This is a genomic window from Streptomyces sp. 184, assembly GCF_045781775.1.
Taxonomy (GTDB): Bacteria; Actinomycetota; Actinomycetes; order Streptomycetales; family Streptomycetaceae; genus Streptomyces.
In genome coordinates this window covers 8156084-8171470 of sequence record NZ_CP123230.1, presented here as the reverse complement: position 1 = coordinate 8171470, position 15387 = coordinate 8156084, and the positions used below count along the sequence as shown (strand labels likewise).

The window sequence follows — 15387 nt, the reverse complement described above, 5'->3', positions numbered from 1 at the left end:
CCTGGTCTTTCTCACCGCTCCACTCTCTCACTGGCACCCGACCGGGCACCGCTTTCCGTGTCGGTGTCGTCGGCACGGTCGCCGCCGGTGGGGTGCGTTCGGTGTGCCTCCTTGTCGGATTCCCCGCTATCGCCGTCGTTACCGGGGTCTGCCGTGTCTTCCGGGCCCCCGGCGCCGTCGGAGCCGTCGTCCCCGTCCCCGTTTCCGTTCTCTTCCCCGTCCCCGTAGGTGTCTTCGTCCGTGTCCGCCGTCCGGGCGGCGCGCTTGCGCTGCGAGTACATCCGTACGCCGGCGAGGACTAGCAGCAGGATCCCGGCGCCGATGACGAGCAGCACCGTGGAGGTGATGGAGGTCACCTCCACCTGGAAGGTCTTCGCCTCGCCGAAGGGCTTGCCGTCCGCGGTGAAGAGCTGGGCGGTGATCTTCACCGGCCCGCTGGCCCGCGCGGACGCCTCGAACTTCACCGAGGTGCTGTGGCCGCCCGCCACCTCGATGGGCTGCCGCTCCTGCTCGATCCGCAGCCGGCTGGGCACGCCCGACGTCAGCCGCAGCTCCAGCCCGCGGACGTTCTGCACCAGGTTGTTCTGCACGGTCACCGGGATCGTGCCGCTGTTGCCGGACAGCGTGAGGTCGGACTTGTCGATGAGCTGCACCTGCGAGGTGAGGTCCTGGAGGTACTCCTGCACCTCCAGCCGGAACGCCTCCGCCTCGGCCTTGCGCCCGCGCCACTGCGTGGACATCTCACGCAGCAGCGCGTTGCCGAAGGGCACGATGACCCGCCGGCTCCGGTCGAGGATGTCGGAGAAGTTGTCGAGCTGCTGCCGGGTGGCGAGGATCCGGTCGAACGCCCTGCGGGGGATCTCCTGCTTCCGCAGCTTCTTCGGGTACGCGCCGGTGCCCGGCACCGTGCGGTTCGCGGCCGGGTCGGCGGGCTCCACGGCGGCGCTGCTGAGGTTGAGCGGCGTCATCCACGTGCTGGTGTCGAGGTCGCCGAGCGCCTCGGCCATCGCCTGCGCCTGGCCGAGCGTGGGCGTGCGCTGGGGCGCGACGACGATGCTCCGCTGCATGTTCGGCTGCTGGAGCGTCGTCACGAGGGTCTGGGCCAGGAACTCCTGGACGGCCAGGGAGAACGTCTCCGCCCGGCTCATGTCCCCCTCGAAGGCCCGGGAGAGCTGTGCGTCGGCCACCAGCGCCGTCTGGCCGCCCCCGATGGGGCGGGCCGCGGTCGGCGTGTATGACAGGCCGCTCTCGGTCATGCTGTCGCTGCGGGCGAGGAGCCACTGCGCCCCGGCCGCACCCGCGACACCGGCGATGCGCCGGTCGACCGCGCCCTCCGCCGGCCAGGCGAGGTCGGTCTCCGGCTCCAGGTGCAGGACCGACTCCACGGTCGTACGGGCCAGGGTGGTGGCGTCGCCGAGCTGGTCGAGGGTGCCGGAGACCTTGCGGCCGCGGTGGGCGATGGAGGCCAGGTCCGGGTCGCCGAAGGGCAGTGCGACGACCTCGCGGCCCTTCACGGCGTTCTGGAGGTCCCCCAGCCACTGCCGGGCGGTCTCCTGGCCCTTGCCGGGGACGGTCTCGCCGTCCTCGGTCAGCACGTTGTACGGCTCCGTCATCGCGGACGCCGCGGCCAGCAGCTCCGGATCGACGACCCACGTCACGGGCAGTTCCTCGCCGAGCGCGACCATCTGCTGGAGCCGGCCGCCGGGCTCCATCTGCTCCAGCAGGCCGTCGCCGGCGAACAGCGGCGTCTGCACGTCGTCCGGCTCGGTGCGTGCGGTGAGCCGGGGGGTGGCGATGAGGGGCCAGACGAAGGTGAGCCGGGTCTTGGTGGACAGGTTGTCGGGCTGCCAGGGCAGGAAGGTGTGCTCGATGCCGAGCACCTGCTCGTAGCCGGCGTCCGCGGAGGTCCCGCTGAGCGAGACGGCGAGCTGGTAGACGCCGGGCGCGTCCAGCGGCAGCCGGTCCACGGGGATCGTCATGCTGAACTCGCGGCTCATGCCGGGGGCCAGGCTCCGCAGCTCCTCGGTGCCGGGACCGCCGATCTCCGCCCCGTCGTACTCCGAGATCCAGCCCGTGCGCTCCGTGGCCTGGGAGACCTCGCTGCGGCTCGTCAGCGGTCCGCTGAGGCGCAGCGAGACATGCGGGTCGGTGATCTTGGCCTCGGTCTTGTTGGTGACCTTCCCGGAGACCGTGAGGTCGTCGCCGCCGGAGGGGACGGAGGGGTTCAGATAGTCCACGGACACGCTGACCGAGCGGGAGCCGGACGGCTGCGCACGCGCCTCGCCGGCCGCCGGCAACTGCACGAGCGCGGCCGGCAGCAGCAGCGCCACGAGCAGCAGGGCGGTCAGCAGCCGCCGGTGGGCCGGGGGACGGGCGGGAGGCCCGCCCGCGGACCCCGTGAAATGTGCCAGCTCGGCCACGCGCTCGCCCGTCCTCGTCGTCCTCGTGCCCGGCCCGCGGCCTTGTGCCGCCTGCCTTGGACCCCGATGGTAACGAGGTGCGGGACGCCGGGTGTCGGGGACTGCGTCAACCTCCGGGCGGCCCGCCACCCGATCGACGCCGGGGCAGTACGGAGGTGCCGCGGAGGGTGGCCAGTTGCGGTCCCGCGGCGCGCGGCCCGTACCCTGTTCTGTTGTGCCGAATGCCCGCGAAGACCACCGAACCCAGCAGGCCACGCTCAGCCGTGCCCAGCGCAGCGCCGTCAGCGAACTGCTGCGTGTCTCCCCCGTCGCCGACGACCTGGCCCACCGCTTCCGGGACGCCGGCGCCCGGCTGGCGCTGGTGGGCGGCTCCGTACGGGACGCGCTGCTCGGCCGGCTCGGGAACGACCTCGACTTCACCACCGACGCCCGCCCGGAGCGGGTGCTCGACATCGTCCGGCCGTGGGCGGACGCGGTGTGGGAGGTCGGCATCGCGTTCGGCACCGTCGGCTGCCGCAAGGGCGATCTCCAGATCGAGATCACCACGTACCGCTCCGAGGCGTACGACCGGACGTCCCGCAAGCCCGAGGTGTCGTACGGCGACTCCATCGAGGAGGACCTCGTCCGCCGGGACTTCACGGTCAACGCGATGGCCGTGGCGCTGCCGGAGAAGGAGTTCGTCGACCCGCACGGCGGGCTGGACGACCTGGCGGCCCGGGTGCTGCGCACCCCCGGCACCCCGCAGGAGTCCTTCGGTGACGACCCGCTGCGGATGATGCGGGCCGCGCGGTTCGCGGCCCAGCTCGGCTTCGAGGTGGCGCCGGAGGTCGTCGCGGCGATGACGGACATGGCTGAGCGGATCGAGATCGTGTCCGCCGAGCGGGTGAGGGACGAGCTGAACAAGCTGCTCCTCGCCCCCCGCCCGCGCCTGGGTCTGCACCTGCTGGTCGACACCGGCCTGGCGGAGTACGTGCTGCCGGAGCTGCCCGCGCTGCGGCTGGAGCGCGACGAGCACCACCGGCACAAGGACGTCTACGAGCACTCCCTGATCGTGCTGGAGCAGGCCATCGCGCTGGAGGCGAACGGGCCCGACCTGGTGCTGCGGCTCGCGGCGCTGCTCCACGACATCGGCAAGCCGCGCACGCGCCGCTTCGAGCAGGACGGCCGGGTCTCCTTCCACCACCACGAGGTGGTCGGGGCCAAGATGACCAAGGCCCGGATGACGAAGCTGAAGTACCCCAACGAGCAGATCAAGGACGTCTCCCGGCTGGTCGAGCTGCACCTGCGCTTCCACGGCTACGGCACCGGCGAGTGGACGGACTCCGCGGTGCGCCGCTACGTGCGCGACGCCGGGCCGCTGCTGGACCGGCTGCACAAGCTGACCCGCTCCGACTGCACCACCCGCAACAAGCGCAAGGCGCTGGCCCTCCAGCGTGCGTACGACGGGCTGGAGGAGCGCATCGCGCGGCTCCAGGAGCAGGAGGAGCTGGACGCGATCCGCCCGGACCTCGACGGCAACGAGATCATGAAGGTTCTCGGCATCGGCCCCGGGCCGGCGGTCGGCGGCGCGTACCGGCACATGCTGGAGCTGCGGCTGGAGCACGGCCCCCTGGAGCACGAGGCCGCCGTCGAGGCGCTGCGCGCGTGGTGGGCGGAGCAGAACCCGGCGTAGGGCTACGGGGCCGGAGGCCGGCGGCGTGCGGCCGACCGGCGTAGGGCGAACCGACGCGCCACCGGCCGACGCAAGGCCGCCCGGCCTACGGAGGCGGCGGCGCCGCGCCGGGCGCGGGCGTCACGTTTCACGTGAAACATGCGGCTCGGCGCCGCCCTCCAGGGCCGCCGGGTGAGCCTCCTCGGGCGTGTGTTTCACGTGAAACATCGACAAGGCGATGCCCGCGAAGATGAGCGAGACCCCTACCACCAGCACCGCCGAGCGCCCGTCCGCGGGCAGCAGCGCCGCCGACGCCGCGGCGGCGCCGACGAAGGCGACGTTGAAGAGCATGTCGTAGAGGGAGAAGACCCGGCCGCGGTAGGCATCGTCCACCGATGACTGCACCACCGTGTCCGTCGTGATCTTGACGCCCTGGGTGGTGACCCCGAGGACGAACGCCGCGGCCAGCATCGGCCCCGGCGCGAAGGACAGCGCCAACGTCGGCGTCAGCACCGCCGCCAGCGCCGCGCACAGCGTCATCCAGCCGGACCGGCCCAGCCGCGTCACCAGCCAGGGCGTCAGCACCGCCGCGACGAAGAACCCCAGCCCCGACAGGCCGACGGCCACGCCGAGCAGCGCCATGCCCTCGTCCTCGCCGTCGGACCAGGCGTAGCGGCAGAGCATCAGCAGCATCACCGTCAGCGCGCCGAAGCAGAAGCGCATCAGGGCCATGGCGGACAGCGCCTGCGCCGCCTCGCGCCGCTCGCGCAGGTGCCGTACGCCCGCGACCAGCCCGCGCGCGGTGCTGGCGACCGCCGCCGCTACCCGCGGCAGCACCAGCTCCGGGTCCGGCCCCAGCGCCCCCGGCGTCATCCGCAGCGCCGCCAGCGCCGCGCAGAGATACAGCCCCGAGCCGACGAGCACCGTTATCGCGTCGGCCGCGCCTCCCTTGGGCCCGGCCAGCCCGACGAGGAACGCGACGCCGCCGCCCGCCGTGGCCGCCAGCGTGCCCGCGGTCGGCGACAGGGAGTTGCCGACGACGAGCTGTTCTTCGGTGTCCACCACGCGCGGCAGCGCGGCGGAGAGCCCGGACAGCACGAAGCGGTTGACGGCGGTGACGGACAGCGCGGAGAGATAGAACAGCCAGTCCGGCACCCCGGCGAGCAGCAGCGCCGCCGTGCCCGCGGCGAAGACGGCGCGCAGCACGTTCCCGTACAGCAGCACCTGGCGGCGCCGCCAGCGGTCCAGCAGTACGCCGGCGAAGGGGCCGACGATCGAGTACGGCAGGAGCAGCACCGCCATCGCGGAGGCGATGGCGGCCGGCGAGGTCTGTCGCTCCGGGGAGAAGACCACGTACGCGGCGAGCGCCACCTGGTAGACGCCGTCGGCGCCCTGGGAGAGCAGCCGCACGGCCAGCAGCCGGCGGAAGCCGGGCAGCCGCAGCAGGCTGCGGAGGTCGCGGACAACGGGCATGGCGTTCAGCATCACATGCCGAGGGGCCCCGGGCGGCAGCCCGGGGCCCCTGAAGACGGCGAGTCGCCGGCGACGGTGCCGCTCAGCGCTCGACTTCGCCGCGGATGAACTTCTCCACGTTCTCCCGCGCCTCGTCGTCGAAGTACTGCACGGGCGGGGACTTCATGAAGTACGAGGACGCCGACAGCACCGGGCCGCCGATGCCGCGGTCCTTGGCGATCTTCGCGGCGCGCAGCGCGTCGATGATGATGCCCGCGGAGTTCGGCGAGTCCCAGACCTCCAGCTTGTACTCCAGGCTGAGCGGCACCTCGCCGAAGGCGCGGCCCTCCAGGCGCACGTACGCCCACTTGCGGTCGTCCAGCCAGGCGACGTAGTCCGACGGGCCGATGTGCACGTTGCGCTCGCCCAGGTCGCGGTCGGGGATCTGGGAGGTCACGGCCTGGGTCTTGGAGATCTTCTTGGACTCCAGCCGGTCGCGCTCCAGCATGTTCTTGAAGTCCATGTTGCCGCCGACGTTGAGCTGCATCGTACGGTCCAGGATGACGCCCCGGTCCTCGAAGAGCTTCGCCATGACGCGGTGCGTGATGGTGGCGCCGACCTGCGACTTGATGTCGTCGCCGACGATCGGCACGCCCGCCTCGGTGAACTTGTCGGCCCACTCCTTGGTGCCCGCGATGAACACCGGCAGGGCGTTGACGAAGCCCACACCGGCGTCGATGGCGCACTGGGCGTAGTACTTCGCGGCGTCCTCGGAGCCGACCGGGAGGTAGCAGACCAGCACGTCTACCCGGCGGTCCCGCAGCACCTGCACGACGTCGACGGGCTCCTCGGCGGACTCCTCGATCGTCTCGCGGTAGTAGCGCCCGAGGCCGTCGAGCGTCTGGCCGCGCTGCACGGTCACGCCGCTGTTGGGCACATCGCAGATCTTGATGGTGTTGTTCTCGCTCGCGCCGATGGCGTCGGCGAGGTCGAGACCCACCTTCTTGGCGTCGACGTCGAACGCGGCGACGAACTCGACGTCACCGACGTGGTAGTCGCCGAACTGGACGTGCATCAGCCCGGGCACCCGGCTGCCCGGGTCGGCGTCCCTGTAGAACTCGACGCCCTGCACGAGAGACGCGGCGCAGTTGCCCACGCCGACGATGGCTACACGAACCGAACCCATTGACGGTTGCTCCCTGTTCTTCGTTGAGGCCGTGTTAGGGCAGGGCCTCAGTTGGCGGTGTCGTCGGACGGATCCGGCCGGGTGCTGTCCCGGTCACGGGGCAGGCCGCCCGTCTCTGGTGAACCGGCGTCTCCCGAAGGGCGCTGGTCGCGCCCCGCCCGTTCGCTCTCGATCAGCTCGGTGAGCCAGCGCACCTCGCGCTCGACGGACTCCATCCCATGCCGCTGTAGCTCCAGGGTGTAGTCGTCGAGTCGCTCGCGCGTGCGCGCCAGCGACGTGCGCATCTTGTCCAGGCGCTCCTCCAGCCGGCTGCGCCGGCCTTCGAGCACCCGGACCCGTACGTCACGCGACGTCTGGCCGAAGAAGGCGAAGCGGACGCCGAAGTGCTCGTCCTCCCACGCCTCGGGCCCGGTCTGGGCGAGCAGCTCCTCGAAGTGCTCCTTGCCCTCGGCCGTCAGCCGGTAGACGATCTTGGCGCGCCGGCCCGCCAGCGGCACGGCGGGGCCGTCCTGCGGTGCGGGCGCGGCCTCCTCCGTCAGCCATCCCTGTGCGACCAGAGTCTTCAGACAGGGATAGAGGCTGCCGTAGCTGAACGCGCGGAACACCCCCAGCGAGCTGTTGAGCCGCTTGCGCAGCTCGTAGCCGTGCATGGGGGACTCGCGGAGCAGGCCGAGGACGGCGAATTCCAGGACGTCCGAGCGTCTGCTCATCGCCTCCTCCTCCCGTGCCGCGGATGCCCCGCTCTGGTTATGCCGGGCCGATGTGTCAGACCGATGTGTCGTGCTGATGTATCGACTCGATACATCCCGACGATAGAACGGGTCGGGGGCGGCGGCAAGCGAGGGTTCTGTGAACGGCGTCACATCCGCTTGACCGGGCGAGCCGAAGTGTCCGGTATAGCGCGTAATACCCGGCGCAAAGCGGGCAACGGCGGTGCGTACTCTGTTCCGCATGCTGTCGGAAGGGAACCTGGAGCCGCCTGCGGACGTCTTCGTCCTCGGTACAGTGCGGCTGGTTGCCAGAGGACAGAGACCGGTCGTGCATCGGGGGGACCGGCTGACAGAAGACGCCCACAGGCGATGCCACCTGTTCGAGGAGTAGTCCCTTCATGAGCGAGCACCGTCGCAAGCCGCCGAACAGCGGCCGCGGAGGAGGCCGTCACGGCGCCCACTCCGGCCGCCGCGGGACGTCCGGCGCGGAGGGTGGCTACGCCCCCGGCCGCGCCGCCGGCGGTGGCGGCCGACGGCGGGCCGGCGGCACGAACCCCGGCACGAACCCCGGCTACGGCGCGGGCGCAGGCGCCGGTGCGGGCGCCGCGGGCGCGGCAGCAGGCGGAGCCGGGCACGGCGGCGGCCACGGACCCGGCCACGGCGGCCACGGCGGCGGTGGCCACGGCGGCGGCGGACACGGCCGCAGCCACTCCGGCGCCGGCGGCTACGACGGCCCGCGCCGCAGGCGCCGCCCCGAGCCGCCGCCGCGGAAGCGGTTCATCGACTACCCCCGCTCCAACCACACCGGCCTGCGCCGCTGGCTCCCCTCCTGGAAGCAGGTCATGGGGATGTGCGTGCTCGGCGTCGGGCTGCTCATCGGCCTGTTCTTCCTCGGCTACATGCTCGTGGAGGTGCCGAGCGTCGCCGCCGCCGCCAAGGCGCAGAACAACGTCTACTACTGGTCCGACGGCACCCAGATGGCCACGTACGGCGGCGAGAAGAACCGCCAGATCGTCGATCTGGAGGACATCCCGGAGGAGATGCAGAACGCGGTCATCGCCGCGGAGAACGCCACCTTCTACTCCGACCCCGGGATCGACCCCAAGGGCATCGTCCGCGCCATGTTCAACATGGCCGCCGGCGGCTCCACCCAGAGCGGTTCGACCATCACCCAGCAGTACGTCAAGAACGCCCGGCTCGACGACCAGTCGCAGACCATCTCCCGCAAGGTGCAGGAGCTGTTCATCTCCATCAAGGTGGGCGCGAAGGTCGACAAGAACGAGATCCTCGCCGGCTACCTCAACACCGCGTACTACGGCCGCGGCGCCTACGGCATCCAGGCCGCCGCCCAGGCGTACTTCCGTGTAGACGCCGAGGACCTCGCGCCCGACCAGTCCGCCTTCCTCGCCGCCGTCCTCAAGGGCCCGGACCTCTACGACCCCCAGGGCGGCTCCGTCCCGGGCGCCTCGCCGGAGGACAACCGGGCACGCGCCGAGGAGCGCTGGGAGTGGATCCTCGACCGGCAGACCGAGGTCGAGCTGGACGGCCAGAAGATGATGTCGCCGGCCAAGCGGGCCGAGTACGACAAGTTCCCCGAGATCGAGAAGTACAACCCCAGCGCGGGTCTGACGGGACAGAAGGGCTATCTCATCGAGACGGCCAACAGATACGTCCTGAAGAACTCCAACATCGAGAAGGAACAACTGGAGCGCGGCGGCTACCGCATCTACACGACCTTCGACAGGAAGAAGGTCGCGCAGATGGAGAAGGCGGTCGACGACGCCCGCAAGGAGTACCTCGACCCGAAGAAGCGGGAGAAGGACAAGTACGTCCAGTTCGGCGGGGCCTCCGTCGAACCGGACACGGGGAAGATCGTCGCCCTCTACGGCGGCGAGGGCTTCGACAAGGACCACTTCACGAACAACGCCGACACCCTCGGCGTCCCGGTCGGGTCCACCTGGAAGCCGTTCGTCCTCGCCTCCGCCTTCGAGAACGGCACGTACCGCAGCGACGGCGAGCCGATCTCACCGGAGAGCAAGTACAACGGCAACAACGAGATCATCATCCGGGACCAGAACGGCGACCCGATGCCCGGGCCAGGAGGCGAGGACTTCCGGCAGGTCAACGAGGCCGACCAGAGTTACGGATACGTCGACCTCAACATGGCGACCGGGCTGTCCATCAACACCCCGTACGTCCAGCTCGGCATCGACGTGGGACTGGACAACATCCGCGAGACGGCCGAGAACCTCGGGATCCTCGAGGACTCGATGGACCCGAACAACAACGCCTCGTTCTCCATCGGCACCTCGACCCCCAGCGCCATCCGCATGGCCAGTGCGTACGGAACGTTCGCCGCCTCCGGCGAGCACATCGAGCCGTACTCCGTGACGAAGGTGGTCGAGGACGGCAAGGAACTGCCCGGCTACGACAAGCACCCCACCAAGCGCGGCATCGACGCGAACGTCGCCGACACCGTGACCAAGGTGATGGAAGACAACGTCATCAACGGCGAGTTCGGCGAGTTCGGCTCCGGCACCGGCGCCGCCGCGCGCGACCTGGAGCGGCCCGCGGCGGGCAAGACCGGCACCACGGACAAGAACAAGTCAGCCTGGTGGGTGGGGTACACCCCGCAGTTGTCCACGGCCGTCACCCTCTTCCGTACCGACCCGCGCAGCGACAAGCAGGAACTGCTGTCGATGAACGGAACCGGCGGCTTCGACTCCATCCACGGTGGTCAGATCCCGACGGAGATCTGGACCAACTACATGAAGGCCGCCCTGGCGGGCGAGGACGCGAAGGAGTTCCCGGAGCCCGGCCCGCTGGGCGAGATCGTCGATGGCGGCGGCGTCCCCACGCCCACCCCGACCGACATCGAGCCCGAGCCGTCCGAGACCAAGCCCAGCGAGGAGCCGGACAAGCCCACCAACAGCCCGCCGCCCTCGACGTCGCCCCCGCCCAGCCAGACGTGCGAGCCGTGGGACCTGGAGTGCCAGACCGGCGGCGCGACGAACGGCGATCCAGGCGGCGAGACGAACGGGGAGACCACGACCGGGGAGACGACGGGAGAGACGACCGGGGAGACCACCGGGGAGACGACGACCGACGGCGGCTGGAACGGCGGCAACAACGGCAACGGAGGCAACGGCGGCGACGACGGCGGAGGAGTGATCCCATGACGCCCGCCGCGCCCCCGTCCGCCGCGCCCTCATCCGCCGCGCCCCCGGCCCCCGCCGCCGTGGTCCCCGTCCCGGCCGACGTGTCCTGAGCGCCCCCGGCCCGCCTGGAGCGGGAGCCCGCGCCGGGCGGGCCGCCCGCCCGGTCCCGGTGGCCCGTACGCGGCCGGGGCCCGCCCGCCCCGTCGCGCGCGGTGCCCGTACGCCCGCCTGCGCCCCGCCCTCGTACGGCAGGATGGCCCCATGACGAGCGTGGACCACGACCCGGCCCGGCGGCCGGCCGCGGCGGGGGCGCCCGACGGGCCGCCCGTGGCCCCCACCCGGCACGACGAGATCGCCGTCCGCGGCAGCGAGGTCCTCGGCGGGCCGCTGGGCCGCCGGGCGCTCTTCGGCGGGTCCTGGTGGACGCCGGTGCGGGTGATCGCGCTCGTGGCGATCGGGATGTTTGCGCTGGGCATGGTGCAGAAGTACCCGTGCTACGACGGCGCCTGGTTCTCGGGCGCCAACGCGCAGTACACCCGCGCCTGCTACTCCGACATCCCGCACCTGTACCAGGGCCGCGGCTTCGCCGACGACCTCACCCCGTACTTCGACCGCATCCCGCCCCAGGTCTCCGGCGGCATGGAGTACCTCGAATACCCGGTCCTGACCGGGCTGTTCATGGAGGCCGCCTCCTGGCTCACCCCGGGCGGCGACGACCTCGTCCACCGCGAGCAGGCCTACTGGCTCGTCAACGCTGGCATGCTGATGGCCTGCGCCGCCATCGTCGCCGTCTGCGTCGCCCGTACGCACCGCAGACGGCCCTGGGACGGGCTCCTCGTCGCGCTCGCCCCGGCGCTCGCGCTCACCGCGACGATCAACTGGGACCTGCTCGCCGTCGCCCTCACCGCCGCCGCGATGCTCGCCTGGTCCCGCAGCCGCCCCGTCGCCGCCGGCGTGCTCCTCGGCCTCGCCACCGCCGCCAAGCTGTACCCCGTGCTGCTGCTGTGGCCCCTGCTGGTGCTCTGCCTGCGCGCCGGGCGGCTACGGCAGTTCGGCACCGCGACCGCCGCCGCGGCCGGCGCGTGGCTCGTCGTCAACCTGCCGGTGATGGTCAAGGCCCCGGACGGCTGGGCGAAGTTCTACACCTTCAGCCAGGAACGGGGCGTGGACTTCGGCTCGTTCTGGCTGATCATCTCCCAGCGCTCCGGCGAGCCCCTGGACGACGCCAACATCTACGCCGCCTGCCTGATGGTCCTCGGCTGCCTCGGCATCGGCGCCCTCGCGCTCGCCGCGCCGCGCCGCCCGCGGTTCGCGCAGCTCGCGTTCCTGATCGTGGCGCTGTTCATCGTCACCAACAAGGTCTATTCGCCGCAGTACGTCCTGTGGCTCATCCCGCTCGCCGCCCTCGCCCGGCCGCGCTGGCGCGACTTCCTCATCTGGCAGGGCTGCGAGGTCGCGTACTACCTGGGCATCTGGCTCTACCTCGCCTACACCAACGGCGGCGAGGACGCCAAGGGCCTGCCCCCGGACGGCTACCACCTGGCCATCGCCGCGCATCTGCTCGGCACGCTGTACCTGTGCGCCGTCGTCGTACGCGACATCGTGATGCCCGACCGCGATCCCGTACGCCGCCTCGGCGACGACGACCCCGGCGGCGGCGTCCTGGACCGGGCGCCGGACGTGCGGGTGCTCGCCGAGGCCGGCCACGGGCGGCACGCGGCGGGCGTGCCGGGCGGACCGGGCGTACCGGTCGGACCGGGCGCGCTTCGGGTGCGGTGGGGTGCGGAACGTAGCGCAAAAGCGGGTCGGGTGTCCCCGATCGAGTGACGCGCTAGCGCTCGATCACCCGGTCCGGCTGCGTCGTCGTGTGCCGCAGATGCGCGACCATCTCGTCCCCCTGCACCGGCGCCGACGACTCCGCCGGCAGGTACAGGATCGAGACCTGCATGTGCGGGGGCTCCGCGAACCAGCGCTGCTTGCCCTCCCACACGAACGGCGACAGGTTCCGGTTCACCGTCGCCAGCCCGGCCCGCGCCACGCCCTTCGCCCGCGGCGCCAGCCCGTGCATCGCCTTCGGCGCCTCCAGCCCGACGCCCTGGGACGTACCGCCGGCGACCACCACCAGGTGGCCGTCGCCCGACACCTTCTGCTGCCGGTAGCCGAAGCGGTCGCCCTTCGCCACGCGCGTGACGTCCAGCACCGTGCCCCGGTACTGCGTCGCGTCGTGGTCGCCCAGCCACAGCCGGGTGCCGATACGCGCCCTGAAGCGCGTCTGCGGGAACTGCCGCTGCAACTGCTCGAACTCGTCCGCCCGCAGATGGCTGACGTACATCGTGTGCAACGGCAGCCGCGCCGCGCGCAGCCGGTCCATCCACGCGATGACCTCGTCCACCGCGCTGGAGCCGTCGGTGCGGTCCAGCGGCAGGTGGATCGCGAAGCCCTCCAGCGTCACGTCGGAGAGCAGCGACGCCAGCTTCGGCAGCTCCTCCTCCGTCACCCCGTGCCGCCGCATCGAGCTCATCACCTCGATGACGATCCGGGCCCCGACCAGCCGCCCCACCGCGTCCACCGACGCGACGGTGCGGATCACCCGCGTCGGCAGCGGTACGGGCTCCTCGGTGAGCTGGTACGGGGTGAGGACCAGCAGGTCGCCGCTGACGAAGTCGCGCGCCCGCGCCGCCTCGTACACCGTGCCCACCGCCAGCGGACTCGCCCCCAGCCGGGCGGCCTCGGCGGCCAGGCGCTCGTGGCCGAAGCCGTAGCCGTTGCCCTTGCAGACGGGGACGAGTCCGGGGAACTGCTCCAGGATGTGCTGCTGGTGTGCGCGCCACCGCGCGGAATCGACGTAGAGCGTGAGCGGCATGGCGGTCGATGTACCTTCCTTCGCGGTGTCGGGGGCCCTTTCCTTCACGCGCAAGCCCGCTGCTTCACGCGCGAGTCCGCTGAGGTCAGCGGCGGGACATGTAGATGTCGAGAGCCTTGTGCAGCAGCTTATTCAGTGGGTAGTCCCACTCGCCCAGGTATTCGGCCGCCTGCCCGCCCGTGCCCACCTTGAACTGGATCAGCCCGAAGAGGTGGTCGCTGTCGACGAGCGCGTCGCCGATGCCGCGCAGGTCGTACACGTGCGCGCCGGCGGCGTGCGCGTCCTTCATCATCTGCCACTGGATGGCGTTCGACGGGCGCACCTCGCGCCCGTGGTTGGCGGAGGCACCGTACGAGTACCACACGTGCCCGCCCACCGTCAGCATCGTCGTCGCCGCCAGGCACTCGCCCTGGTAGAGGGCGAAGTACAGCCGCATGCGGCCCGGCTCCTCGGCGTTGAGCACCTTCCACATGCGCTCGAAGTACCCCTGCGGCCTGGGCCGGAACTTGTCGCGCTCGGCCGTGATCTCGTACAGCCGCTGCCACTCGCCGAAGTGCTCCAGACCGCCCTGCACCACCTCGACGCCGGCCTTCTCGGCCTTCTTGACGTTGCGCCGCCAGAGCTGGTTGAAGCCCTTGAAGACCTCGTCCAGGGACCGCCCCGCCAGCGGCACCTGGAACACGTAGCGGGGCTGTACGTCGCCGAAGCCCGCGCCGCCGTCCTCGCCCTGCTGCCAGCCCATCCGCCGCAGCCGCTCGGCGACCTCGAACGCCTGCGGCTCGACGACGTCGGCGTTGACGTCGCGCAGCCGCTTGACGTCCGGGTCCGCGATGCCCGCCTTGATCGACGGCGCCTCCCACCGGCGGATGATCACCGGCGGCCCCATCTTCACGGAGAAGGCGCCCTGGCTCTTCAGATGCGCCAGCATCGGCGTCAGCCAGGCGTCGAGGTTCGGCGCGTACCAGTCGATGACCGGCCCCTCCGGCAGGTACGCCAGATACCGCTTCACCTTCGGCAACTGCCGGTACAGCACCAGAGCCGCGCCCACCTGCCGGCCGTCGGCGTCGAACCAGCCCAGGTTCTCCGCGCGCCACTCGGACTTCACGTCCGCCCACGCCGGGATCTGGCAGTGGCTCGCGGCGGGCAGGCTGCGGATGTACGCCAGATGCTGCTCGCGGCTGATGGGCTGCAGGGTCAGGCTCATGGCGGCGCTCCTCGTGCTGCGGCGGGTTGCCGACGGCGGCAGGCTTCTCGCGGGTGAAGCCTACTGCGGGCGCGCCTGCCCCCAGGAGGGAAGGCCCCAAGCCGCGGGGCCGCGCAGACATGCGTGAGCGCCGGCCGCCGAAGGGCGCCGGCGGCGGCCGGCCGTCGTCACGCCGGGGGCGTCAGGCCGGGGCGTCAGGCCGGGGGTGTCAGAGGGAGAAGCCCCCGCGCGCCATCGCCAGGAAGAAGCCGAGGCCCGCCGCTCCCAGTCCGAGGAGGATCAGGAACCGCTCCCGGGTGGTCACCGAGATCATCTGTCCCCATGCCCCGGTGACGATCCCGATGAGTCCGGCCCAGGTCGCCGGCACGTGCAGGCCGCGCCACTGCGCCAGTACGAGCGCGAGGGCGCCGACCACCAGCGTGATGGCGACAAGGGTGTCCTGGGCGACGTGCGGTCGGCCGTCGCCGGCGAAGAGGCCGATGTTGCGCTGCGGGGGCTGTACTGCCTGAGGCATAGGGCACCTCCATGCCCGTATGGCGGCGCGGGCTACCGGTCGTACGTGACGCCGCTCACACCCGTTACGTACAGATTGCCGGGAATCGTGGCCGGATTTCAACCGGAAGGGCTGCTGCGGGTACTGTGTACGTTCTGTAGCGGAGTCTGCCCAGGCCATCCCACCGCATCGGCGCCGTACCCGGCGCCGCCGCTCCGGGATGTCAGTGCCGGGCGCTACCGTTGCGACG

At 71.6% G+C, this 15387-nt stretch carries 10 protein-coding genes; 3 read left to right on the top strand and 7 right to left on the bottom strand.

Translation table 11 applies throughout. The features are described from left to right. Nucleotides 1-11 precede the first annotated feature (11 nt). Nucleotides 12-2420, bottom strand: a complete 2409-nt coding sequence (locus QBL21_RS35050; RefSeq protein ID WP_407566236.1) for a DUF6049 family protein — start codon at nucleotides 2418-2420, stop codon at nucleotides 12-14. 214 nt (nucleotides 2421-2634) lie between these two features. Here QBL21_RS35050 and QBL21_RS35045 point away from each other — a divergent pair, with 214 nt between their 5' ends. Continuing rightward, complete coding sequence (locus QBL21_RS35045) at nucleotides 2635-4092, top strand: CCA tRNA nucleotidyltransferase (protein WP_407566235.1); 1458 nt, start codon at nucleotides 2635-2637, stop codon at nucleotides 4090-4092. Between the two features lie 120 nt (nucleotides 4093-4212). On the opposite strand, the gene QBL21_RS35040 is transcribed toward QBL21_RS35045, so the two are convergent. From QBL21_RS35040 to QBL21_RS35030, 3 genes are all read right to left on the bottom strand, one after another. Continuing rightward, the gene (locus tag QBL21_RS35040) at nucleotides 4213-5544 is read right to left on the bottom strand and encodes an MFS transporter (protein WP_407566234.1); all 1332 of its coding nucleotides are present in this window, start codon (nucleotides 5542-5544) and stop codon (nucleotides 4213-4215) included. A gap of 82 nt (nucleotides 5545-5626) precedes the next feature. Next, nucleotides 5627-6709, bottom strand: coding sequence for an inositol-3-phosphate synthase (locus QBL21_RS35035; RefSeq protein WP_407566233.1), 1083 nt, complete (start codon nucleotides 6707-6709; stop codon nucleotides 5627-5629). 47 nt (nucleotides 6710-6756) lie between these two features. Next, nucleotides 6757-7419 carry a PadR family transcriptional regulator gene (locus QBL21_RS35030; protein ID WP_407566232.1) on the bottom strand — a complete coding sequence of 221 codons (663 nt, stop codon included), beginning with the start codon at nucleotides 7417-7419 and terminating at the stop codon, nucleotides 6757-6759. A 398-nt stretch (nucleotides 7420-7817) separates the two neighbouring features. Between QBL21_RS35030 and QBL21_RS35025 the strand changes: the two genes are divergently transcribed. Both QBL21_RS35025 and QBL21_RS35020 read left to right on the top strand, forming a co-directional pair. Continuing rightward, nucleotides 7818-10598: a transglycosylase domain-containing protein gene (locus tag QBL21_RS35025; protein ID WP_407566231.1), complete on the top strand. Its 2781-nt coding sequence runs from the start codon at nucleotides 7818-7820 to the stop codon at nucleotides 10596-10598. Between the two features lie 240 nt (nucleotides 10599-10838). Continuing rightward, nucleotides 10839-12404: a glycosyltransferase family 87 protein gene (locus QBL21_RS35020; RefSeq protein ID WP_407566230.1), complete on the top strand. Its 1566-nt coding sequence runs from the start codon at nucleotides 10839-10841 to the stop codon at nucleotides 12402-12404. A 4-nt stretch (nucleotides 12405-12408) separates the two neighbouring features. Here the strand turns inward: QBL21_RS35020 and QBL21_RS35015 are convergent, their stop codons facing one another. From QBL21_RS35015 to QBL21_RS35005, 3 genes are all read right to left on the bottom strand, one after another. After that, a complete protein-coding gene (locus QBL21_RS35015; RefSeq protein WP_407566229.1) occupies nucleotides 12409-13440 on the bottom strand; it encodes an alanine racemase in 1032 nt (343 codons plus the stop codon). Between the two features lie 85 nt (nucleotides 13441-13525). Next, a complete protein-coding gene (locus QBL21_RS35010; RefSeq protein ID WP_407566228.1) occupies nucleotides 13526-14644 on the bottom strand; it encodes a lipid II:glycine glycyltransferase FemX in 1119 nt (372 codons plus the stop codon). 208 nt (nucleotides 14645-14852) lie between these two features. After that, nucleotides 14853-15158 (bottom strand): hypothetical protein, encoded by a 306-nt coding sequence (locus QBL21_RS35005; protein ID WP_407566227.1) that lies wholly within the window; start codon nucleotides 15156-15158, stop codon nucleotides 14853-14855. Nucleotides 15159-15387 lie beyond the last annotated feature (229 nt).